This window comes from Klebsiella sp. 10 (genome assembly GCF_018223925.1).
Classification (GTDB): Bacteria; Pseudomonadota; Gammaproteobacteria; order Enterobacterales; family Enterobacteriaceae; genus Klebsiella; species Klebsiella pneumoniae.
This window is the reverse complement of the sequence record NZ_JAGRRB010000009.1, coordinates 30455-53162: the sequence shown is the minus strand read 5'-3', so window position 1 is coordinate 53162 and position 22708 is coordinate 30455. Positions and strand designations below refer to the sequence as shown.

The following is a 22708-nucleotide window of genomic DNA, read 5'->3' as shown; positions in this document are numbered from 1 at the left end:
GTCACTCGTGCAGGATCGCAATTTCGATGACATTGCTGAAAAGTTTTCGCGCAATATTTACGGCACCACAAAAGGCCAGTTGCGTCAGGCGATCCTCTGGCAGGATCTGGAACCGCTGTTGGCGCAGCTGGGGCCGGGACCGCTGAGGGTGCTGGATGCCGGCGGCGGCGAAGGGCAAACGGCCATCAAAGTCGCGCAACTGGGCCATCACGTGACGCTCTGCGATCTCTCCGCTGAGATGGTGGCTCGCGCCCGCCAGGCGGCCGCCGATAAAGGTGTGATCGACAACATGCATTTTGTACAATGCGCGGCTCAGGATATTGCGCAGCATTTGGAAAGCCCGGTCGATCTGGTACTGTTTCATGCGGTGCTGGAGTGGGTGGCGGAGCCCCAGGAAATACTGCATACCCTGTGGTCGACGCTGCGTGCTGGCGGTGGACTGTCATTGATGTTCTACAATGCTAACGGCCTGTTGATGCACAATATGGTTGCCGGTAATTTTGATTACGTTCAACTGGGCATGCCAAAAAAGAAAAAACGCACGCTGTCGCCGGATTATCCGCGTGAACCACAGCAGGTTTATCACTGGCTGGAAGAGATTGGCTGGCAGATCGTCAGCAAAACCGGCGTGCGGGTGTTTCATGATTATCTGCGTGAAAAACGCCAACAGCATGACAGCTATGCGGCGCTGCTGGCGCTGGAGACGCGCTACTGTCGTCAGGAGCCGTATCTCAGCCTGGGCCGTTATATTCATGTCACCGCGCTTAAGAGCCAGGCTCATAGCCGCAGATGCAAGGATAAAGTATGAGTGAATTTTCCCAGACAGTCCCCGAACTGGTTGCCTGGGCCAGAAAAAATGATTTTTCAATCTCGCTACCGGTCGACAGACTCTCTTTCCTGCTGGCGATCGCCACTCTGAATGGTGAACGACTGGAAGGGGAAATGAGCGAGGGTGAACTGGTGGATGCGTTCCGCCACGTCAGTGATGCGTTTGAGCAGACCAGCGAAACCATCAGCCAGCGCGCCAATAACGCGATCAACGATTTGGTGCGCCAGCGTCTGCTGAACCGCTTTACCAGCGAAATTACCGAAGGCAATGCGATCTATCGCCTGACGCCGTTGGGGATTGGGATCACCGATTATTATATCCGTCAGCGCGAATTCTCGACGCTGCGTCTCTCGATGCAGCTGTCGATCGTCGCCGGCGAGCTGAAGCGCGCGGCGGACGCCGCGGAAGAGGGCGGTGATGAATTCCACTGGCATCGCAACGTTTTTGCGCCGCTGAAGTATTCCGTAGCGGAAATTTTCGACAGCATCGACCTGACGCAGCGCATTATGGATGAGCAGCAGCAGCTGGTGAAAGACGATATCGCGCAGTTGTTGAATAAAGACTGGCGCGCGGCGATTTCCAGCTGTGAACTGCTGCTGTCGGAAACCTCCGGCACCCTGCGCGAATTGCAGGATACGCTGGATGCGGCAGGGGATAAGCTGCAGGCGAACCTGCTGCGCATTCAGGACTCGACCATGGCGCGCGACGATCTCCATTTTGTCGATCGGCTGGTGTTCGATCTGCAAAGCAAGCTCGACCGCATCGTCAGCTGGGGTCAGCAGGCGATTGACCTGTGGATCGGCTACGACCGCCATGTGCACAAGTTTATCCGTACCGCTATCGATATGGATAAGAACCGCGTCTTCGCCCAGCGTCTGCGCCAGTCGGTGCAGACCTATTTTGATGAACCGTGGGCGCTAACTTACGCCAACGCCGACCGCCTGCTGGATATGCGCGATGAAGAGATGGCCCTGCGCGATGAAGAGGTCACCGGCGAGCTGCCGGCGGACCTCGAATTTGAAGAGTTTAACGAAATTCGCGAGCAGCTGGCGGCGCTGATCGAAGCGCAGCTGGCGGTCTATAAAGAGAAAGGAATACCGCTGGATCTCGGCCTGGTGGCGCGGGAGTTCCTGGCGCAGTATCCGCGCGGGCGTCACTTCGACGTGGCGCGGATCGTCGTGGATCAGGCGGTACAGCTGGGCGTCGCCCAGGCAGATTTCACCGGACTGCCGGCAAAATGGCAGCCGATTAATGATTACGGAGCCAAGGTACAGGCGCATGTCATTGACAAATATTGAACAAGTGATGCCGGTTAAGCTGGCGCAGGCGTTGGCCAATCCGTTATTTCCGGCGCTGGACAGCGCCCTGCGCGCGGGCCGTCATATCGGTCTCGACGAGCTGGATAATCACGCATTTTTGATGGATTTTCAGGATTACCTGGAAGAGTTTTACGCTCGCTATAACGTCGAGCTGATCCGCGCGCCGGAGGGATTCTTCTACCTGCGCCCGCGGTCCACCACGCTGATTTCGCGCTCGGTACTGTCCGAGCTGGATATGATGGTGGGCAAAATTCTTTGCTATCTCTATCTCAGCCCGGAGCGCCTGGCGAACGAAGGGATTTTTACCCAGCAGGAGCTCTATGACGAGCTGCTGACCCTGGCCGATGAATCCAGGCTGCTGAAGCTGGTGAACAACCGTTCCACCGGTTCGGATCTGGACCGCCAGAAGCTGCAGGAAAAAATGCGGGCCTCGCTTAACCGCTTACGCCGTCTGGGGATGGTGTGGTTTATGGGCCACGATAGCAGCAAGTTTCGCATTACCGAATCGGTATTCCGCTTTGGCGCCGATGTGCGCGCCGGCGACGACCCGCGCGAAGCGCAGCGCCGTCTGATCCGCGACGGGGAAGCGATGGCCCTGGAAAATCACCTGCAGCTCAATGATGAGAATGAAGAAAACCAGCCGGATAGCGGGGAGGAAGAGTAATGATTGAACGCGGTAAGTTTCGCTCGCTAACGCTGGTTAACTGGAACGGCTTCTTTGCCCGGACCTTTGATCTTGATGAACTGGTGACCACCCTCTCCGGGGGGAACGGCGCGGGTAAGTCCACGACCATGGCGGCCTTCGTCACGGCGCTGATCCCGGATTTAACCCTGCTGCACTTCCGTAACACCACCGAAGCGGGGGCCACCAGCGGCTCACGCGATAAAGGCCTGCACGGTAAGCTGCGCGCCGGGGTGTGTTACTCGGTACTCGATGTGATCAACTCCCGCCACCAGCGCGTGGTGGTCGGCGTGCGCCTGCAGCAGGTCGCCGGGCGCGATCGTAAAGTCGATATTAAACCTTTCGCCATTCAGGGACTGCCGACCTCTATCCTGCCGACCCAGCTGTTGACCGAAACGCTGAACGATCGCCAGGCGCGCGTCGTGAGCCTCAACGAGCTGAAAGATAAACTCGAGGCGATGGAAGGGGTCCAGTTTAAACAGTTCAACTCGATCACCGAATATCACTCGCTAATGTTCGATCTGGGCGTGGTGGCGCGTCGCCTGCGTTCCGCCTCCGATCGTAGCAAGTACTACCGCCTGATTGAGGCCTCGCTGTACGGCGGGATCTCCAGCACCATTACCCGCTCGCTGCGCGACTACCTGCTGCCGGAAAACAGCGGCGTGCGTAAAGCGTTCCAGGATATGGAAGCGGCGCTGCGGGAAAACCGCATGACGCTGGAAGCCATTCGCGTTACCCAGTCCGACCGCGATCTGTTTAAACACCTGATCAGCGAAGCCACCAACTACGTGGCGGCGGACTATATGCGTCACGCCAACGAGAGGCGCATTCACCTGGATAAGGCGCTGGAGTATCGCCGCGATCTCTTCACCTCGCGTTCGCAGCTGGCGGCTGAGCAGTATAAGCACGTCGACATGGCGCGCGAACTGCAGGAGCATAACGGCGCGGAGGGCGATCTGGAAGCCGATTACCAGGCCGCCAGCGATCACCTGAACCTGGTGCAGACTGCGCTGCGTCAGCAGGAAAAAATCGAGCGCTACGAAGCGGATCTCGACGAGCTGCAGATCCGTCTGGAAGAGCAGAATGAAGTGGTGGCGGAAGCCGTCGATCGTCAGGAAGAGAACGAAGCCCGCGCTGAGGCCGCCGAGCTGGAAGTGGATGAGCTGAAAAGCCAGCTCGCCGACTATCAGCAGGCGCTCGATGTGCAGCAGACCCGCGCCATTCAGTATAACCAGGCGCTGCAGGCGCTGGAGCGCGCGAAGGCGCTGTGCCATCTGCCGGATCTGACCCCGGAGAGCGCCGACGAGTGGCTAGAAACCTTCCAGGCGAAAGAGCAGGAAGCGACGGAGAAAATGCTGTCGCTGGAACAGAAAATGAGCGTGGCGCAAACCGCGCACAGCCAGTTTGAACAGGCTTACCAGTTGGTGGCGGCGATTAACGGCCCGCTGGCGCGCAATGAAGCCTGGGACGTAGCGCGCGAATTGCTGCGCGACGGCGTGAACCAGCGCCACCAGGCCGAGCAGGCGCAGGGGCTGCGCAGCCGCCTCAACGAGCTTGAACAGCGCCTGCGCGAGCAGCAGGACGCTGAGCGTCAGCTGGCCGAGTTCTGCAAACGCCAGGGTAAACGCTACGATATCGACGATCTGGAAACGCTGCATCAGGAGCTGGAAGCGCGCATCGCGTCGCTGGCCGACAGCGTCTCCAATGCTCAGGAGCAGCGCATGGCGCTGCGTCAGGAGCTGGAGCAACTGCAGTCGCGTACCCAGACGCTGATGCGTCGGGCGCCGGTCTGGCTGGCGGCGCAGAACAGCCTTAACCAGCTGTGCGAGCAAAGCGGCGAGCAGTTTGCGTCCGGCCAGGAGGTCACCGAATACCTGCAGCAGCTGCTGGAGCGTGAACGAGAGGCTATCGTTGAACGTGACGAGGTCGGCGCCCGCAAGCGCGCCATCGACGAAGAAATCGAGCGTCTTAGCCAGCCGGGCGGTTCGGAAGATCCGCGCCTCAACGCCCTGGCGGAACGGTTCGGCGGCGTTCTGCTGTCCGAGATCTACGATGATGTTAGCCTGGACGATGCGCCGTACTTCTCCGCGCTGTACGGTCCGTCGCGCCATGCGATCGTGGTGCCGGATCTGTCGCGGGTAGCCGAGCAGCTTGAGGGACTGGAAGATTGCCCGGAAGATCTCTATCTGATCGAAGGCGATCCGCAGTCCTTCGATGACAGCGTATTCAGCGTCGACGAGCTGGAAAAAGCGGTGGTGGTGAAGATTGCCGATCGCCAGTGGCGTTATTCGCGCTTCCCGTCGCTGCCGCTGTTTGGCCGCGCGGCACGTGAAAACCGCATTGAAACCCTGCATGCCGAGCGTGAATCGCTGTCAGAGCGTTTTGCGACCCTGTCGTTCGATGTGCAGAAAACCCAGCGCCTGCACCAGGCCTTCAGCCGCTTTATCGGCAGCCATCTGGCGGTGGCTTTCGAGGACGATCCGGAAGAAGAGATCCGCAAACTCAACAGCCGCCGCGGCGAGCTGGAGCGTGCGCTGAGCGCCCATGAAAGCGATAACCAACAGAACCGTGTGCAGTACGAGCAGGCGAAAGAGGGCGTGTCGGCGCTCAACCGCCTGCTGCCGCGCTTGAACCTGCTGGCGGATGATACGCTGGCCGACCGCGTGGACGAGATCCAGGAACGTCTGGACGAAGCGCAGGAGGCCGCGCGCTTTATTCAGCAGCACGGTAACCAGCTGGCGAAGCTGGAGCCTATTGTTTCGGTGCTGCAGAGCGATCCGGAGCAGTTTGAGCAGCTGAAAGAAGATTACGCCTATGCGCAGCAAACCCAGCGCGATGCGCGTCAGCAGGCTTTTGCCCTGGCGGAAGTTGTGCAGCGCAGGGCCCACTTCAGCTACTCCGATTCGGCGGAAATGCTCAGCGGCAACAGCGATCTCAACGAGAAGCTGCGCCAGCGTCTGGAGCAGGCGGAGTCCGAACGCAGCCGCGCGCGCGACGCGATGCGTGCCCATGCGGCGCAGCTTAGTCAGTACAATCAGGTGCTGGCCTCGCTGAAGAGCTCGTATGACACCAAGAAAGAGCTGCTCAACGATCTGTATAAAGAGTTGCAGGACATTGGCGTGCGCGCCGACGCCGGCGCGGAAGAGCGTGCTCGCGCGCGTCGCGATGAGCTGCACATGCAGCTGAGCAATAACCGCTCCCGACGCAATCAGCTGGAGAAAGCGTTGACCTTCTGCGAAGCGGAAATGGACAACCTGACCCGTAAACTGCGCAAGCTGGAGCGCGATTACTGCGAAATGCGCGAGCAGGTGGTGACCGCCAAGGCGGGCTGGTGCGCGGTGATGCGTCTGGTGAAAGACAACGGCGTCGAACGTCGTCTGCATCGCCGCGAGCTGGCCTATCTCTCCGCCGATGAGCTGCGCTCAATGTCGGATAAGGCGCTGGGGGCGCTGCGTCTGGCGGTCGCCGATAACGAACATCTGCGTGACGTGCTGCGTATCTCGGAAGATCCGAAGCGTCCGGAGCGCAAAATTCAGTTCTTCGTTGCCGTATACCAGCATCTGCGCGAGCGTATTCGTCAGGATATTATTCGCACCGATGATCCGGTGGAAGCGATCGAGCAGATGGAGATCGAGCTCAGCCGCCTGACCGAAGAGCTGACCAACCGTGAACAGAAGCTGGCGATCAGTTCCCGCAGCGTGGCCAACATTATTCGCAAAACCATTCAGCGCGAGCAGAACCGTATCCGGATGCTCAACCAGGGTCTGCAGAGCGTCTCCTTCGGCCAGGTCAACAGCGTGCGTCTGAACGTCAATGTGCGTGAGACCCACTCGATGCTGCTCGACGTGCTCTCCGAGCAGCATGAGCAGCACCAGGATCTGTTTAACAGCAATCGTCTGACCTTCTCTGAGGCGCTGGCCAAGCTCTATCAGCGTCTCAACCCACAGATCGACATGGGGCAGCGCACGCCGCAAACCATCGGTGAAGAGCTGCTCGACTACCGCAACTATCTGGAGATGGAAGTGGAAGTTAACCGCGGCTCCGACGGCTGGCTGCGCGCGGAGTCCGGCGCGCTGTCTACCGGGGAAGCTATCGGTACCGGGATGTCGATTCTGGTGATGGTGGTGCAGAGTTGGGAAGATGAATCCCGTCGCCTGCGCGGCAAGGATATCTCGCCTTGCCGTCTGCTGTTCCTCGATGAAGCGGCGCGTCTTGACGCCCGCTCCATCGCCACCCTGTTCGAGCTGTGCGAACGTCTGGAGATGCAGCTGATTATCGCAGCGCCGGAGAACATCAGTCCGGAAAAAGGCACTACCTATAAACTGGTGCGTAAGGTGTTCAATAATCACGAACATGTGCACGTCGTGGGGCTGCGCGGGTTTGCCGCGCCGCTGCCGGAAGCGCTGCCGGGAACGGCCGACGCCTCCTGACGATGCAGCTCACTACTGGCGGGTAAGCGCTGAAAAGGGCAACGTTAAGTTGCCCTTTTTGCTATCCAGCTTGCTATGCCAGGGTGGTATAATCTTTAAGCTTCTTTACATTAGGTAAGGCAAAAGCCTTTTCGTCTTTATATACTGTGTTAAAGCCCACGAATTTGTGGGCGGCAATGTGTGACAACAGGGGGCAAGGGATGTTGCTTAAGAAACGGTATGGTCGTCCATTGTCAGCGCTCAGTCTGAGCCTGGCAATGGCATTTGCTCCGCTGTTCAATGTCCAGGCCGCAGAGCCTGAAGTCGTACCAGGTGATAGCTCCGCTACGCCTGGAGAGCTTTCCGTCGCGCTGTCGCAAAGCGACGGGCAATCGCCGGCGGTCGCGAAGCTGGCCGGTGAGCAGCCGCTGTCGATGGAAGCCGCGGCGAACAGTCGCGCCCAGATCGAAGCGCTATTGCCGGCTGGCTACAAACCCGTCTTTATGAATCCGCTGGTCTCGCTATACGCCGCCAGGGATATGAAACCGATGTGGGAAAACCGCGAGGCGGTGCAGGCGTTCCAGCAGCAGCTGGCGGAGATCGCCATCGCCGGTTTTCAGCCGCAGTTTACCACCTGGGTCAGTCTGCTGACCGATCCTGCCGTCAGCGGTATGGCGCGCGATGTGGTGTTGTCTGATGCCATGATGGGCTATCTGCACTTTATCAGCGGCATCCCCACCCAGGGGACCCGCTGGTTATATAGCTCGACACCGTACAAGATGGCGACCCCGCCGCTGTCGGTGATTAACCAGTGGCAGCTGGCGCTGGATAATGGCTCCCTGCCGGCGTTTATCGCCGGCCTGGCGCCGCGTCATCCGCAGTATGAGGCCATGCACCAGTCGCTGCTGGCGCTGGTGGCTGATTCACGTCCATGGCCGCAGATGACCGGCAGCGGCTCGCTGCGTCCGGGAGAATGGAGCAATGATATCGGCGCGCTGCGCGAGATCCTCCAGCGTACCGGGATGCTGGAAAATTCCGCCAATATCGTTCTGCCCGGCGACGTGGTGAGTCCTTCGGCGAAGAAAAAGAGCAAGCCCGCGGCGCGCGGTGTGTACGATCGCCAGCTGGTGGAGGGCGTTAAGCGCTTTCAGGCCATGCAGGGGCTGGGGGCGGATGGGGTCATCGGCCAATCCACCCGTGACTGGCTCAATGTCTCATCGGCGCAGCGCGCTGGCGTGCTGGCGCTGAACATTCAGCGTCTACGTCTGCTGCCAGGCAAACTATCGACCGGTATCATGGTGAATATTCCCGCGTTTTCGCTGGTCTATTACCAGGACGGCAGTCAGGTGCTGGCCTCGCGGGTGATCGTCGGACGTCCAGACCGCAAGACGCCGATGATGAGCAGCGCGCTGAACAACGTAGTGGTCAATCCGCCGTGGAACGTACCGCCCACCCTGGCGCGCAAAGATATTCTGCCGAAGGTGCGTAATAATCCTGGCTATCTGGAGCAGCATGGCTACACCGTGATGCGCGGCTGGAACAGTAAAGAGACCATCGATCCTTACCGGGTTGACTGGTCAACCATCACCGAGAACAATTTACCGTTCCGTTTTCAGCAGGCGCCTGGGGCACGTAATTCACTGGGGCGTTACAAGTTTAATATGCCGAGTTCGGATGCTATCTATCTGCACGATACGCCGAATCATAATCTGTTTCAGAAGGATGTCCGTGCGCTCAGTTCCGGCTGCGTCAGGGTCAATAAAGCCTCGGAGCTGGCCAATATGCTGCTGCAGGACGCGGGCTGGAATGACACGCGCATTTCCGACGCCCTGAAGCAGGGGGATACGCGCTATGTCAATATTCGGCAAAATATACCGGTGAATTTATATTACTTAACGGCGTTTGTGGACGCTGATGGACGTACACAATATCGAACAGATATTTACAATTACGATATCACCGCGCGATCCAGCGCACAAATTCTGACGAAAGCGGAACAATTAATCAGGTAAATGAAGTAGTTCAATGGATTTTGTTGTCCTAGCACTGGGTAAAAAAGGGCGCTGCACCTCTGCAGCGCCCGATTTTCCTGGGGTGAGGCTGCCTTGACGTTGGCAATAATGCCCGGTAAGGTGCCTTTCGTGCGCCAGAAGTGCATATACATATCATTCCGCTCAATGCGTAGCGCGGTTAGCGCGAACGCTCTCCTTTGCCGGGCAACATCTCGGTCGTGGCGAGCGATAGCGAGCTGATCCTGGCATCGCGCAAAGCGGAAAAAGTATATAACGATTCATTGACTGTAGACCTGATTATCATGGACAAATTTGACGCTAATCGCCGCAGATTGCTGGCGTTGGGTGGCGCTGCGCTGGGTGCTGCCGCCATTCTCCCTGCGCCGGCATTTGCCACCCTCTCGACCCCCCGTCCGCGTATTTTGACGCTGAATAACCTGCATACCGGTGAATCGCTCAGGGCGGAGTTTTTCGATGGCAGAGGCTATATTCAGGATGAATTAGCAAGACTTAACCATTTTTTCCGTGACTATCGCGCGAATAAAATTAAGTCCATCGATCCAAATCTGTTCGATCATCTTTATCGGTTGCAGGGACTACTTGGCACCAACAAACCTGTCCAGCTTATCTCTGGCTATCGTTCCCTTGATACCAACGATGAGCTTCGCGCACGAAGCCGTGGTGTAGCGAAACACAGCTATCACACCAAGGGGCAGGCGATGGATTTCCATATTGAAGGTATTTCGTTAAGCAATATTCGCAAAGCGGCGTTATCTATGCGCGCAGGTGGTGTAGGATATTACCCACGTAGTAACTTTGTGCATATTGATACCGGTCCCGTAAGGCACTGGTAACGAAAGGAGCGTCATGAACTATCGTATTATTCCGGTTACCGCGTTCGCGCAGAACTGTTCTCTTATCTGGTGCGGGCAAACCCGGCTGGCGGCGCTGGTCGATCCTGGCGGCGATGCTGAACGTATCAAAGCGGTGGTGGCGGAGGCTGGCGTCACGCTGATGCAGATCCTGCTGACGCATGGCCACCTCGATCACGTTGGCGCCGCGGCTGAACTGGCGCAGCATTATGGCGTACCGGTTATTGGTCCGGAAAAAGAGGATGAGTTCTGGCTGGAAGGATTACCGGCGCAAAGCCGGATGTTCGGCCTGGAGGATTGCCAACCGCTGCGTCCGGATCGCTGGCTCAATGAAGGCGATGTGGTCAATGTGGGGAATGTGGCGCTGCAGGTGCTGCACTGCCCGGGCCATACGCCGGGCCATGTGGTCTTTTTTGATGACGCCTCCCGACTGCTGATCTCCGGAGACGTGATTTTCAAAGGCGGGGTGGGACGCAGCGATTTTCCGCGCGGCGACCATGGGCAGCTGATTGCGGCTATCAAGGAAAAGCTGTTGCCGCTGGGCGATGATGTGACCTTTATTCCCGGCCATGGTCCGCTGTCGACGCTGGGTGAGGAACGCCGTAATAACCCGTTTCTGCAGGATGAGATGCCGGTCTGGTAACAGACATGACGCGAACACATAAAAAAGGCCGCATTCGCGGCCTTTTTCTTTATACCGAATACTATCGCTTACAGTACGGCGACGATGGCTTCGCACAGCGGCGCCATATTGTCAGGCGTCATCCCGGCCACGTTGATACGTCCGGAAGCTACCGCATAGATGGCGAACTCTTCACGCAGGCGCAGCACCTGCTCTTTAGTCAGGCCGCTGAATGAGAACATGCCGTTCTGCTGGCTGATAAAGCTGAAGTCGCGGCTCGCGCCTTTCTCCTGCAGGGTATTGACGAACAGCAGACGCATACGCTGGATGCGCTGGCGCATATCGGTCAGTTCCTGCTCCCAGATTGCCCGTAGCGCATCGTTGCTCAGAATGGTGGCGACCACGGAGGCGCCGTGCGCAGGCGGGTTGGAGTAGTTGGCGCGGATCACCGACTTCATCTGACTGAAGGCGCGGTCTACAGTCTCCTGATCCGCGGCGACCAGAGTGCAGGCGCCGACGCGCTCGTTGTACAGGCCAAAGTTTTTCGAGTAGGAGCTGGCGACCAGCAGCTCTTTATGTAGAGCAGCAAAAGCGCGTAGCCCTTCAGCATCTTCTTCCAGACCGCGGGCGAAGCCCTGGTAGGCGAAATCGAACAGCGGTAGCCAGCCTTTTTCCACCGACAGCTGCGCCAGCTGCTGCCACTGATCGAGCGTCGGATCGATACCGGTCGGGTTGTGGCAGCAGCCGTGGAACAGTACCACGTCGCCCGCCTGGGCTTCGTTCAGGCTGGCCAGCAGACCATCAAAGTCCAGCGCGTGGTTAGCCGCGTCGTAGTATGCGTATTCGCGCACTTCCAGCCCGGCAGAGGTGAATACGCTTTTATGGTTCGGCCAGCTCGGATTACTTACCCACACACGTTTCACGTCGGTGTTTTTGGCGAGGAAGTCTGCGGCGACACGCAGCGCACCGGTACCGCCCGGTGTCTGCGCGGTGCGGGCGCGTTTATCAGCGATAATCGCATTGCCTTTACCGAACAGCAGCTCCTGGGTGCAGCGACCAAATTCAGGAATACCATCGATGCCCAGATAGTTTTTAGTCGTTTCATTTTCCAGCAGATACTGCTCTGCTTTTTTGACGCTGGTCAGAACGGGCGTTTTACCGGTTTCATCCTTGTAAACACCAATTCCGAGGTTAATTTTTTCAGGGCGGTCATCGGCACGAAACAGATCGGCCAGACCTAAAATCGGGTCGGCTGGGGCGGCGGTAATATTCTCAAACATGACGAGGTTCCATTGTGATTACTGAAGGGAAATCCGCTATCAGGTTAACGGGAGAATAACGAATTGCCAACCGTTTGCGACAAAAAGCGCGAAGGTTTTCGAAAGAGACGATCTTTGCCTCACGAATACAGAAAAGCAGGACCGAAGTCCTGCTTTGAAGGCATATCACGAAGGGGTGTACTACAGATTAGAACTGGTAAACGATACCCACGGCCGCCTGGTCGTCAGTGGCGACACCAGCCGCTTTGGTGTAATCGTTGTCGTCCAGCTGGTTGAATTTATACGCAGCGTAGACGTTCATGTTCTTGTTAAAGTAGTACCAGGTACCCACTTCGATGTATTTAACCAGATCCGCATCGCCGCCGGAGAAGCCAGCACGCGACTGCAGGTCCTTGCCTTTGGTCTGTACGTAGCCGATGGACGGACGCAGGCCGAAGTCAAACTGATACTGTACAACTGCTTCAAAGTTCTGAGTTTTACCGGCGAAGTGGTTATCTTCTTCCGGAGTCATGTTGTAAGTCTGGGAGTACATGACGGCCGCATAGATGTTGTTAGCGTCATATTTTGCAGAGGTCGCCCAGGCTTCGGCTTTGTCGCCATTGCCGTCAGCTTTCTGATCGACGCTACGGTTAGAGCTGGAGTAGCCTGCAGACAGTGCGATACCGTTGTCGAACGCGTAGGTGGCTGCGGTGCTGAAGCCGTCGCCATTCTGCTTGCGAATCGCACGGTCGTGGTCGTTTTTACCCTGGTACTGCAGCGCGAAGCTCAGACCGTCAACCAGACCGAAGAAGTCAGAGTTACGGTAGGTTGCGACGCCGTTGGTACGACCGGTCATGTAGTTGTCGGTGTAGTTCCAGCCGTCACCGCCCCATTCAACCAGCATATCGGTTGCCGCTTCGACGTCGTAGATCGCGCCGTAGTTACGGCCATAGTCGAATGAACCGTATTCGCCCGCTTTCAGGCCTGCGAACGCCAGACGGGTTTTTGTGGTCTGGGAACCTTCAACATTGGACGCGTCCATGTTGTATTCCCACTGGCCGTAGCCGATCAGCTGATCGTTGATCTGAGTTTCGCCTTTCAGGCCGATACGGGCATAGGTGGTATCGTCGCTGCTGGTGTCGCCATTGGTGGTCCAGACGTGCTCGCCGACCATTTTTCCATAGAAGTCCAGTTTGTTGCCGTTTTTGTTATAGATTTCTGCAGCGTTGGCTGCACCGGCTACCAGCAGGGCAGGGATCACCACTGCCAGAATATTGCGCTTCATCATTATTTATTACCCTCATTAATATTTTTTATATGAACACGTGCCACTGCCGTCAATAAGTTCTGTCAATAAAAACTTACAGAACCATTGATGAGAGTTTGGTGTCTGAAGGCATCTTTCCATCCGCGACAACGTTTCGCTAGCCGGAAAATGCTACGAATATCTCATATGAGTAACAAAACGAAAAATCATGTAACTAAATGTGTATTTAGCGGAACTTTGTGAACTTAATCAAAATTCCGTTCCACCGGATAAGGGCAAACGCCATTACTTATCTATCTATATGAATTATTTATGATTAATTTGGCTAAGCGGCAATTCGTTCATTTTGTGTATTGAATTCGTATTCTTTTTATTCAGTCTCTGTCTTTGCAAGATGTGCGGGTAAAGGTCAAAAAATGAGCAAATTTATCAGCGGTTTTGCTCAGTTATGAACATAAAGTGCGATCTGCATCACCAGGATGCACCGAAACAGTGCGTAACATAATTGTGATTTCCTGGTCTTGATGTTTAAGGTTGTTGAATTTTACTAACAGTAATTGACATAAAAAAAGGCCAGCTTGCGCTGGCCTTTCAGATTGATGTCAGAAAAATTTAGAATGTCGCGTTGCGCGGCGTCCGCGGGAACGGAATAACATCGCGGACGTTCTGCACGCCGGTCACGTAAGCGATGAGGCGTTCGAAGCCCAGACCGAAGCCGGAATGCGGCACGGTGCCGTAGCGACGCAGGTCGCGATACCACCAGTAGTCTTCTTTGTTAAGACCCATCTCTGCCATACGCGCGTCAAGCACGTCGAGACGCTCTTCACGCTGGGAACCGCCGATAATCTCGCCGATGCCCGGCGCCAGAACGTCCATTGCCGCGACGGTTTTACCGTCTTCGTTAAGGCGCATATAGAACGCTTTAATGTCTTTCGGGTAGTTTTTCACCACCACCGGCGCTTTGAAGTGCTCTTCGGCCAGGTAACGTTCGTGCTCAGAGGAGAGATCCACGCCCCAGTACACCGGGTTCTCGAACTGTTTGCCGCAGTTTTCCAGAATGGTGACGGCGTCGGTGTAATCCACCTGGGCAAAATCAGCGGTGATAAAGCGCTGCAGACGGTCGATAGCGTCTTTATCCACGCGCTCGGCGAAGAACTGCATGTCGTCCGCACGCTCTTCCAGTACCGCTTTGAAGACGTACTTGAGCATCGCTTCCGCCAGGCCGGCAACGTCGTTCAGGTTGGCGAAGGCCACTTCCGGCTCCAGCATCCAGAATTCCGCCAGGTGGCGGCTGGTGTTGGAGTTCTCGGCGCGGAAGGTCGGGCCGAAGGTATAAATCTTCGACAGCGCACAGGCGTAGGTCTCGCCGTTCAGCTGGCCGGAAACGGTCAGGAACGACTCTTTACCGAAGAAGTCTTTGTCGAAATCGACTTTGCCCTGATCGTTACGCGGCAGGTTTTCCAGATCCAGCGTCGACACGCGGAACATTTCGCCGGCGCCTTCGGTATCGGAGGCGGTGATCAGCGGGGTGGAAACCCAGAAGAAGCCCTGTTCGTTGAAGAAGCGGTGCAGCGCCTGCGCCAGGGTGTGACGCACGCGGGCTACCGCGCCAATCAGGTTGGTGCGCGGACGCAGGTGCGCTACTTCACGCAGATACTCGATGCTGTGGCGCTTGGCCGCCATCGGGTAGGTGTCCGGGTCTTCCACCCAGCCGGTCACTTCCACGCTGGTCGCCTGGATCTCAAAGCTTTGACCCTGACCCTGAGAAGCCACGACTTTACCGGTGACAATCACCGAGCAGCCGGTGGTCAGACGCAGCACTTCCTGATTGTAATTGGGCAGAGAATTATTAATAACGGCCTGTACAGGATCAAAGCAGGAACCGTCATAGACGGCGAGGAAAGAAAAGCCAGCTTTAGAATCTCGGCGGGTACGCACCCATCCGCGGACCGTGACTTCGCTGTCAACGGCAACGCGGCCCTGGAGTACGTCGGCTACAGGCACAACGCTCATAATAATCTCTCTATGTAGTCCAATAAAAAAGTCTCTTCCCCCAACAGCGGGGGGATATCTATGTTACCTGTCATCTTCCATCAGACAAGTAGATTTCGCACAGGGAAGGGTGGATTTCGGAAATAAATACACCTCCGGGGCGTTCTTTGGCTCCCCATGTCGACTTTTACACGACTTACTCGATAATGACCGTCATTTCCTGCTTCGCATTTTGCATAGACACGATGGTCCGGAAAGACTTGATATTTCCCGAGGCAAAAAAGAGTTCACGGGTTAGCGCTTCGTATTCCGCCATATCACGGACGTTGATCACGAGCAGGAAATCGAAGTCGCCAGTGACATAGTAGACCTGCTGCACTTGCGGACAGGTTACGAAACGCTGTTTATCCTCCTCAAGCAGATCGAGACGTTCATTCTCAATGGTCACCTGCACCATAATGGTGATTGGTCTTCCCACTTTACTGGCGTCCACTAAGCTAACACTGCCTTTAATCACTCCTGCATCCTCCAGTGCAGCGATACGCCGATTGACTGCCGAAGGAGACAGGCTGATCCGATCGGCGATCTCCCGTTGCGACAAGCGATTATTACGCTGCAAGAGCGTAAGAATTTTTTTATCCCATGCGTCAAGTTTCATCATATATCTCGTCCTGCAAGCCTGTGATCAACCTCACTAATGCAACGTTGTTGCGTGAGAGTGATAAAACAGAGTGAAAATTGCGGCGCGATGGGCAACTTTGCGCCAATTAACCGCCGGGCGCAGTGTACCATCACAGGCAGTGGGAAAGCGGTATATCGCGACAAAAAGCCTCTCACATTCTGACTTAACCAATTTAAAGCGACCGTCCTGTCTCAGGCCGCACGGATCCGTGCACCCGTTGTTTAGGCGGAATGGTCGCAAATAACGTTATCGTCGCAGGACGATATGAAAATAGAGGTGCCTGAATAGTGGACACAATTAAATTTCAACTTAACGCCCGGCGGCAGCCCTATGGCCAGGGAGCAGACTTGAGTCTGCTGAATGAAAGCGTGGGGAACGAAGTGCTGGCATTCCATCAAAAATTTCCTGATTACCGGGTCACGCCGCTGCGTAAGCTGGAATTTTTAAGCCAGCGGCTGGGGCTGGGATCGATCCATATAAAAGATGAAGCGCAGCGATTCGGTTTGAATGCGTTTAAAGGATTAGGCGGATCTTATGCGATGGGGAAATATCTCGCCGCTCTGCTTGAGCGAGATATTAATACGTTGAGCTTTGCCGAGCTTAATTCACCAGTGATTAAGGCGCGTATCAAGGACATCGTATTTGTGACTGCTACCGACGGTAACCACGGACGTGGCGTGGCGTGGGCGGCTGAGCAGCTTGGGCTGCGTGCGGTGGTGTATATGCCAAAGGGCTCGTCGCCGGTACGCGCGCAGAATATTCGCCGGCATGGCGCCGAATGCACGATTACTGAACTGAACTACGACGACACAGTTCGGCTGGCGGCCAAAACCGCGCGCGAGCAGGGATGGGTTCTACTCCAGGATACCGCCTGGCAGGGCTACGAGCAGATCCCCACATGGATCATGCAAGGCTATATGACCCTCGCTGTTGAAATCTGGCAGCAGCTGGCAGAAAGCGGAGCGCCGATGCCGACGCATCTGTTTTTACAAGCCGGGGTCGGGTCGTTTGCCGGTAGCATCATGGGATATTTCATCGAAAAGATGCAGCAGCAGGCTCCCACCATCATCATCGTTGAGCCGCACAAGGCGAACTGCCTGTTTCGCTCGGCAACCATTAATGACGGACTGCCGCACAGCGTCGGCGGGGATATGTCAACCCTGATGGCCGGGCTTGCCTGTGGTGAACCTAATATCACCAGCTGGCCAATGCTCCGCGACCATGCCACCTGTTTTATTTCCGCCGACGATTGTCTGGCGGCCAACGGCATGCGCCTGTTGGCCGCTCCGCGACCAGGTACTGACGAACCTTTTGTCTCCGGGGAATCCGGCGCTATTGGCACAGGAGTGCTTTATGCGCTGATGACTCAACCGGCGTATCGCGAGCTTGCCGAATCGCTGCGCCTGAATGCCGATGCACAGGTTCTGTTAATCAGCACGGAAGGAGATACATCACCCGATGTCTATGAAGACATCGTCTGGTTTGGCCGTAATGGTTGAGCGCTATCGACAATAACAAGGGGGCCATCTTACCTACCCTACAAGCCCTCGGTATGACAAGCGTTCTGACTCATAACGAAAACATACGCGCTTTCGCGTCATGCATAGAGAGAATCTGACCGATGAATACTGAAAATATAATTATCAATAAAGGATATTCCGATCCCGCAAAGTGGCATAGCGAAGATACCGTTTGGGTCCTTGGCCTGTTCGGTACCGCCATTGGCGCCGGGGTGCTGTTTCTGCCGATTAATGCCGGAATTGGCGGCTTCTGGCCGCTGCTGATTGTTTTTGTCCTCGCTTTTCCTATTACTTATCTGGCTCACCGCGGTCTGGCGAGATTCATTTACTCTTCCAATACGCCGGAAAGCAGTATTACCGATGTTATTGGCGAGCATTTTGGCGCGCTGGCGGGAAAAGTATTTACCGTCATCTATTTCTTCGCCGTCTATACCATTCTGATTATGTATGCGGTAGCTATCACCAACACCGCGCAGAGCTTTATCACCCACCAGTTGGCAATGGCCGAGCCTCCCCGGTCGCTGGTGGCCATCGTTCTGATCCTCGGGCTGATGTTTATCGTCCGTTTCGGACAGCGTTTGATAATGCGGGTGATGAGCACCCTGGTTTATCCCTTCATCATCTCGCTTATTTTTATGGCACTTTTTCTGATTCCGCACTGGAACGGCGCAATTTTGCAAACCGTAAGCTTCAGCGCCACGGGCGATGAGCAGGGGATCATGTTATCCCTGTGGATGACCTTCCCGGTACTGGTGATGTCGTTTAACCACTATCCCATCATTTCGCCGATGGTGGTGCGCCAGAAGCAGCGTTACGGTCTGGCGCTCGCTGAGGGTAAATGTGCGCAGATCCAGCGCTACGGTATCCTGCTCATGACGGTGGTGGTGCTGTTTTTTGTTCTCAGCTGCGTGTTAAGCCTGTCGCCGCAGCAACTGGCGGAAGCCAAAGCCCAGAATCTGTCGATTTTGTCCTATCTTGCCAATCAGTACGATACACCGATTATTGCCTGGCTATCGCCGATTATCGCCTTTGTCGCTATTACTAAATCATTTCTTGGCCACTACATCGGCGCCTATGAATCGCTGCGCGACCTGATTCTGGAGGCCGCCGCCGCACGCGGGAAAAAACCTGGTATTCGCCTCGTCGACGCGGTCATCCTGGTGTTTATGGTGCTTACCTGCTGGTTCGCCGCGTACAAGAACCCCAGTATCCTCGGTATTATCGAATGCATCAGCGGTCCCACCGGGGCGGCAATTCTGCTGCTGTTGCCTATGTACGCCATTCATAAATTACCGGTGCTTGCCCCCTGGCGCGGTAAAGCGAGCAACGTTTTCGTCACCCTGATCGGTCTTATCACCGTATCTGCCATTTTTTACGGCATGTTCCAATAACCACCATTATTAGCGAGATGTTATATGAGTCATTATCTGCAGATTAACGGCCAACGGCTTATCGATTCCCTGTATGCACTTGGCGAACATGGTGCGCTGCCAGGCGGCGGCGTATGCCGCCTGGCAGCGACTGCCGAAGATAAAGCCGGCAGGGACTTTGTTGTAGCCCGCATGAAGGCGCTGGGCCTGAGCGTGTCAATTGATGCTATCGGCAATGTCACCGGCGTTTATCACGGCGAGGAGACGTTGCCGATGGTGATGATGGGGTCACATATCGATACCGTCGCCACCGGTGGGTTATACGATGGCAACTACGGCGTTATGGCCGGCCTTGAGGTGATTGCCACCCTCCAGGATGCCGGGATCCGCACCCGACGACCGTTGGCGGTAACCTTCTTTACTAACGAGGAGGGGGTGCGATTTCAGCCCGATATGATGGGCAGCGTGGTGTTTGCCGGCGAGTATCCGTTGGCGCAGGCGCTCGCGGCAAAAGATCTCGACGGTATCACGCTCGATGAAGCGCTGCGTAACATTGGTTATAAAGGCGAACGTCAGCCGGGAGATATGGCGGTAGATAGCTACGTTGAGCTGCATATCGAACAGGGACCAATTCTTGATAAAGAGCAGATTGATATTGGCGTGGTTACCGGCGTACAGGGTATTTCGTGGCAGGCATTTACCCTGAGAGGCGTATCGAATCATGCGGGTACTACCCCAATGTCCATGAGACGTGATGCCGGGCTGGCGGCTGCGAAAATCGCTGTTTTTGCCCGTGAGCTGGCGCTAAGCCTTGGTGGTAATCAGGTAGCTACCGTTGGACATTTCAGCGTGAAGCCTAATCTGATCAACGTCATTCCCAACCATGTCGTCATGTCAGTGGATCTCCGCAATACCGATAATGCGATCTTATGTCTGGCGGAGCAGCAATTAGCCGAATTTGTCGCGAAAACGTCGCAGGAAGAGGGCGTGGAGATAACCAGCCGCTCACTGGTGCGCTTTAATCCCGTCATTTTTGCCGATGAGATCGTCAATGCGGTGGAAGCCGAGGCGGAGCGTCAGGCGCTCAGTTACCGACGTTTGCCAAGCGGCGCCGGACACGATGCACAATTTATGGCGTCGGTATGTCCCGCCGGGATGATTTTTGTCCCCTGCGTCGATGGCATTAGCCATAACGTCAAAGAACATAGCGCAGCCAAAGATCTGATTGCTGGCGCCAATGTGCTGCTGCAGGTGGTTTTACAGCGCGCCCAGCGTATGGACTAATGTTTACAGGAGCAGAGAATGAATCAGCAACAGCTAAAGCAGCAGCTTATCGCCTGGCGTCACTATTTGCATGCCCATCCGGAAAGCGCCTTCGAGGAGCAGAATACTTCACGGTTTATTGCCGAAAAGCTCGAAGCTATGGGCATTGAGGTGCACCGCGATATTGGCAAAACCGGGGTGGTGGGGAGATTGAAATGCGGCGACGGGAAGGGCGTTATCGCTATTCGTGCCGATATCGATGCCATTCAATTGACCGAACAGGGAGACTGGTCTTACCGCTCCATGACCGCCGAGCGGATGCACGGCTGCGGACATGATGGTCATACCTGCATTGCGCTGGGCGCGGCGCAGTTGCTATTGCAGCGGCAGAATTTTAACGGCACGGTCTGCTTTGTTTTTCAGCCTGCTGAGGAACCTGGCTATGGCGCCAGAGCGATGATGGACGATGGCGTTATTGAACGCTTTGGCATAGAGGAAATCTACGGTCTGCATAATATGCCGGGTATGAAAGCCGGGACTATCGCCACGCGAGTCGGTGGCATTATGGCCAGTGAAGATAACTTTATTATTCGTATTAAAGGGCAGGGAGCGCATGCGGCGCGGCCGCATATGGCGAAAGATCCGCTGGTCATTGCGGCGGAAATCATCCTGGCTTTGCAGACAATTGTTTCGCGAAATGTTGATCCGAACGTGCCAGCGGTCATTTCCTGTACTGAACTGCACACCGATGGCATCCGCAATGCGATTCCGACGCACGTCGAAATCAAAGGGGATACGCGCAGCTTTGCACCGGAGGTACAGATGCTGCTCGAAGAACGAATGCGTACCATTAGCGAAGCGATTTGCGCGATGCACGGTGCGACGTGCCAGTTCAGCTATACCCATGAATTTGCGCCAACGGTGAACTGGCAGCAATGCGTTGATGTAGCGGTCACCGCTGCGATTAACGTGGTAGGGGCTGAGAAGGTGGACGGCAACGTCGCACAGATGATGATTTCGGAGGATTTTGGCGCTTTTCTGCAAAAAATCCCCGGCTGTTTCATCTTTTTAGGCAACGGCGATAGTTCCAATACACCGTTGCATAATGCCTGCTACGACTTTAATGATGAGATATTGCTAACTGGCGCGGAGTATTTTGCCGAGGTCGTCAGAACCCGTCTGCCGCAGGAGTGATATTGATTGGCCCGATAGCAGAATGCCGTCGGGCCAAGTTTTTTAGCTTGCCTTTTTAATCGGCGGCAGGTCGAACGCTTCGCGCAGGGCGCGGACGAAGGCCTTATCGTGGCAGATAGTTTTCCCCGGGCTGTCGGAGAGTTTCGCCACCGGCTTGCCGTTACATTCCACCAGCTTAATCACGATATTGAGCGGTTTAACCTGCGGCAGATCGCAGGTTAAACGGGTGCCGATCCCAAAGCTGAGCTTCACCCGCGAGGCGAAGTGGCGATACAGATCGACGGCTTTCGCCAGGTCGAGATTATCGGAGAAGACCAGCACTTTGCTCAGCGGATCGATACCCAGCTTCTGATAATGGGCGATAGCTTTTTCTCCCCATTCCACCGGGTCGCCGGAATCGTGGCGCAACCCCTGATAGCGGGTGGCGAATTCCGGACCGAAATCGCGCAGGAACGCATCCATAGTGATGCAGTCGGTCAGCGCGATGCCCAGCTGGTCGGGATACTCTTCCAGCCAGGCGGCAAGGGCCGCCCGCTGGCTGCTGGCAAGGCTGGGGCTGATCTGCTGGTGGGCCTGGAACCACTCATGGGCCTGGGTACCCATCGGGGTTAAATTCAGACGGCGCGCCAGATCGTAATTGCTGGTGCCGACAAACCATGGTTCCTGCTGCAGACGCCGCACAATACCTTCCTGCACCTCGCGTGAGAAACGACGGCGGGTGCCGAAGTCCATCAGACGGAAGGCGCTCATGTCGAGGTCAGCGGTCATGGTGGCGAAGTCGCCTAGCTTATGTTCCAGCGTGTTGAGCGCCTGATCGACGCCCATCTCTGGTGAACGATAGCGATGGACCAACTCGCTTATCACCGCCAGCAGCGGGACTTCCCACATGATGGCTTCCCGCCATGGGCCGGTAAGGCGAATGTTCAGCTTGCCATTGTCATTGCTGACCGTGACCTGGCTCGGGTCATAGCGAAAATCGCGCAGCCAGTTGAGGTAATCCTGGCGAAAAAAGGGAAGGGTGGACAGCCAGCGATATTCATCATCCCGCAGCCTCAGGTCGCGCATGGACTCCACCTGCTCGCGGATCGCGTCGGCATAGATGCCGAGCAGGTCGTCTCCGCGGCAGCGAAACTCCGCCGCCACATGCACATCGCCGTAGCGGTGGAAGACAGCCTGCTGCATGTGCAGCTTATAGGCATCCGTATCAAGCAGCGAGTGCAGTACAGGAGAAGTGAATTGTGTCATGGTGCGCAGTAGCATCCTCTCACTGGAGCGTTCCATCGAAACCAACGCGGAAAATGGAGGCGGAGTATACCTTTATTACCCGACTCTGTCCCGCGATGGCGAGCAATGGTGACGCTGACGGTCATTTGCGAGGCCTAGTTTAATATATTGAACATGGATCACACCACAAGC

Annotated in this window: 16 protein-coding genes; 11 read left to right on the top strand and 5 right to left on the bottom strand. The window is 56.0% G+C overall.

What is annotated here, in order from left to right; translation table 11 throughout:
* Positions 1–7: 7 nt before the first annotated feature.
* From cmoM to KHQ26_RS10720, 7 genes are all read left to right on the top strand, one after another.
* Positions 8–808 carry a tRNA uridine 5-oxyacetic acid(34) methyltransferase CmoM gene (gene cmoM, locus KHQ26_RS10750; protein WP_002898187.1) on the top strand — a complete coding sequence of 267 codons (801 nt, stop codon included), beginning with the start codon at positions 8–10 and terminating at the stop codon, positions 806–808.
* Positions 805–2127 (top strand): chromosome partition protein MukF, encoded by a 1323-nt coding sequence (mukF, locus tag KHQ26_RS10745; protein WP_002898189.1) that lies wholly within the window; start codon positions 805–807, stop codon positions 2125–2127. Before cmoM ends, mukF begins: the two co-directional genes overlap by 4 nt.
* A complete protein-coding gene (gene mukE, locus KHQ26_RS10740; RefSeq protein ID WP_004150840.1) occupies positions 2108–2812 on the top strand; it encodes a chromosome partition protein MukE in 705 nt (234 codons plus the stop codon). Before mukF ends, mukE begins: the two co-directional genes overlap by 20 nt.
* Positions 2812–7260: a chromosome partition protein MukB gene (mukB, locus tag KHQ26_RS10735; protein WP_004176682.1), complete on the top strand. Its 4449-nt coding sequence runs from the start codon at positions 2812–2814 to the stop codon at positions 7258–7260. The genes mukE and mukB overlap by 1 nt, the downstream gene beginning before the upstream one ends.
* Before the next feature lie 200 nt (positions 7261–7460).
* Positions 7461–9251: a L,D-transpeptidase gene (gene ldtD, locus KHQ26_RS10730; RefSeq protein WP_004211429.1), complete on the top strand. Its 1791-nt coding sequence runs from the start codon at positions 7461–7463 to the stop codon at positions 9249–9251.
* Between the two features lie 302 nt (positions 9252–9553).
* Positions 9554–10105 (top strand): YcbK family protein, encoded by a 552-nt coding sequence (locus tag KHQ26_RS10725; RefSeq protein WP_002898198.1) that lies wholly within the window; start codon positions 9554–9556, stop codon positions 10103–10105.
* Positions 10106–10118: 13 nt separating this feature from the next.
* Positions 10119–10766 (top strand): MBL fold metallo-hydrolase, encoded by a 648-nt coding sequence (locus tag KHQ26_RS10720; RefSeq protein WP_002898200.1) that lies wholly within the window; start codon positions 10119–10121, stop codon positions 10764–10766.
* Between the two features lie 68 nt (positions 10767–10834).
* Here the strand turns inward: KHQ26_RS10720 and KHQ26_RS10715 are convergent, their stop codons facing one another.
* From KHQ26_RS10715 to KHQ26_RS10700, 4 genes are all read right to left on the bottom strand, one after another.
* Complete coding sequence (locus tag KHQ26_RS10715) at positions 10835–12025, bottom strand: amino acid aminotransferase (protein ID WP_002898202.1); 1191 nt, start codon at positions 12023–12025, stop codon at positions 10835–10837.
* Between the two features lie 187 nt (positions 12026–12212).
* The gene (ompK35, locus tag KHQ26_RS10710) at positions 12213–13292 is read right to left on the bottom strand and encodes a porin OmpK35 (RefSeq protein WP_004141771.1); all 1080 of its coding nucleotides are present in this window, start codon (positions 13290–13292) and stop codon (positions 12213–12215) included.
* Positions 13293–13883: 591 nt separating this feature from the next.
* Positions 13884–15284 carry an asparagine--tRNA ligase gene (asnS, locus tag KHQ26_RS10705; protein WP_002898206.1) on the bottom strand — a complete coding sequence of 467 codons (1401 nt, stop codon included), beginning with the start codon at positions 15282–15284 and terminating at the stop codon, positions 13884–13886.
* A gap of 175 nt (positions 15285–15459) precedes the next feature.
* The gene (locus KHQ26_RS10700; RefSeq protein ID WP_002898209.1) at positions 15460–15921 is read right to left on the bottom strand and encodes an Lrp/AsnC family transcriptional regulator; all 462 of its coding nucleotides are present in this window, start codon (positions 15919–15921) and stop codon (positions 15460–15462) included.
* Positions 15922–16232: 311 nt separating this feature from the next.
* Between KHQ26_RS10700 and dpaL the strand changes: the two genes are divergently transcribed.
* From dpaL to KHQ26_RS10680, 4 genes are all read left to right on the top strand, one after another.
* Positions 16233–17444 (top strand): diaminopropionate ammonia-lyase, encoded by a 1212-nt coding sequence (gene dpaL / locus KHQ26_RS10695; protein WP_071599331.1) that lies wholly within the window; start codon positions 16233–16235, stop codon positions 17442–17444.
* A gap of 122 nt (positions 17445–17566) precedes the next feature.
* Positions 17567–18856, top strand: coding sequence for an aromatic amino acid transport family protein (locus tag KHQ26_RS10690; RefSeq protein WP_020804933.1), 1290 nt, complete (start codon positions 17567–17569; stop codon positions 18854–18856).
* 24 nt (positions 18857–18880) lie between these two features.
* Positions 18881–20119 (top strand): Zn-dependent hydrolase, encoded by a 1239-nt coding sequence (locus KHQ26_RS10685; RefSeq protein ID WP_020804929.1) that lies wholly within the window; start codon positions 18881–18883, stop codon positions 20117–20119.
* An 18-nt stretch (positions 20120–20137) separates the two neighbouring features.
* The gene (locus KHQ26_RS10680) at positions 20138–21292 is read left to right on the top strand and encodes a M20 aminoacylase family protein (protein ID WP_020804931.1); all 1155 of its coding nucleotides are present in this window, start codon (positions 20138–20140) and stop codon (positions 21290–21292) included.
* Between the two features lie 42 nt (positions 21293–21334).
* Here the strand turns inward: KHQ26_RS10680 and pncB are convergent, their stop codons facing one another.
* Positions 21335–22537, bottom strand: a complete 1203-nt coding sequence (gene pncB / locus KHQ26_RS10675) for a nicotinate phosphoribosyltransferase (RefSeq protein ID WP_002898217.1) — start codon at positions 22535–22537, stop codon at positions 21335–21337.
* Between the last annotated feature and the right edge of the window lie 171 nt (positions 22538–22708).

Coding starts and splice junctions, on each gene's coding strand:
- mukF (WP_002898189.1), top strand. CDS start 805: ATGAGTGAATTTTCCCAGACAGTCCCCGAACTGGTTGCCTGGGCCAGA.
- mukE (WP_004150840.1), top strand. CDS start 2,108: ATGTCATTGACAAATATTGAACAAGTGATGCCGGTTAAGCTGGCGCAG.
- mukB (WP_004176682.1), top strand. CDS start 2,812: ATGATTGAACGCGGTAAGTTTCGCTCGCTAACGCTGGTTAACTGGAAC.
- ldtD (WP_004211429.1), top strand. CDS start 7,461: ATGTTGCTTAAGAAACGGTATGGTCGTCCATTGTCAGCGCTCAGTCTG.
- KHQ26_RS10725 (WP_002898198.1), top strand. CDS start 9,554: ATGGACAAATTTGACGCTAATCGCCGCAGATTGCTGGCGTTGGGTGGC.
- KHQ26_RS10720 (WP_002898200.1), top strand. CDS start 10,119: ATGAACTATCGTATTATTCCGGTTACCGCGTTCGCGCAGAACTGTTCT.
- KHQ26_RS10715 (WP_002898202.1), bottom strand. CDS start 12,025: ATGTTTGAGAATATTACCGCCGCCCCAGCCGACCCGATTTTAGGTCTG.
- ompK35 (WP_004141771.1), bottom strand. CDS start 13,292: ATGATGAAGCGCAATATTCTGGCAGTGGTGATCCCTGCCCTGCTGGTA.
- asnS (WP_002898206.1), bottom strand. CDS start 15,284: ATGAGCGTTGTGCCTGTAGCCGACGTACTCCAGGGCCGCGTTGCCGTT.
- KHQ26_RS10700 (WP_002898209.1), bottom strand. CDS start 15,921: ATGAAACTTGACGCATGGGATAAAAAAATTCTTACGCTCTTGCAGCGT.
- KHQ26_RS10690 (WP_020804933.1), top strand. CDS start 17,567: ATGAATACTGAAAATATAATTATCAATAAAGGATATTCCGATCCCGCA.
- KHQ26_RS10685 (WP_020804929.1), top strand. CDS start 18,881: ATGAGTCATTATCTGCAGATTAACGGCCAACGGCTTATCGATTCCCTG.
- KHQ26_RS10680 (WP_020804931.1), top strand. CDS start 20,138: ATGAATCAGCAACAGCTAAAGCAGCAGCTTATCGCCTGGCGTCACTAT.
- pncB (WP_002898217.1), bottom strand. CDS start 22,537: ATGACACAATTCACTTCTCCTGTACTGCACTCGCTGCTTGATACGGAT.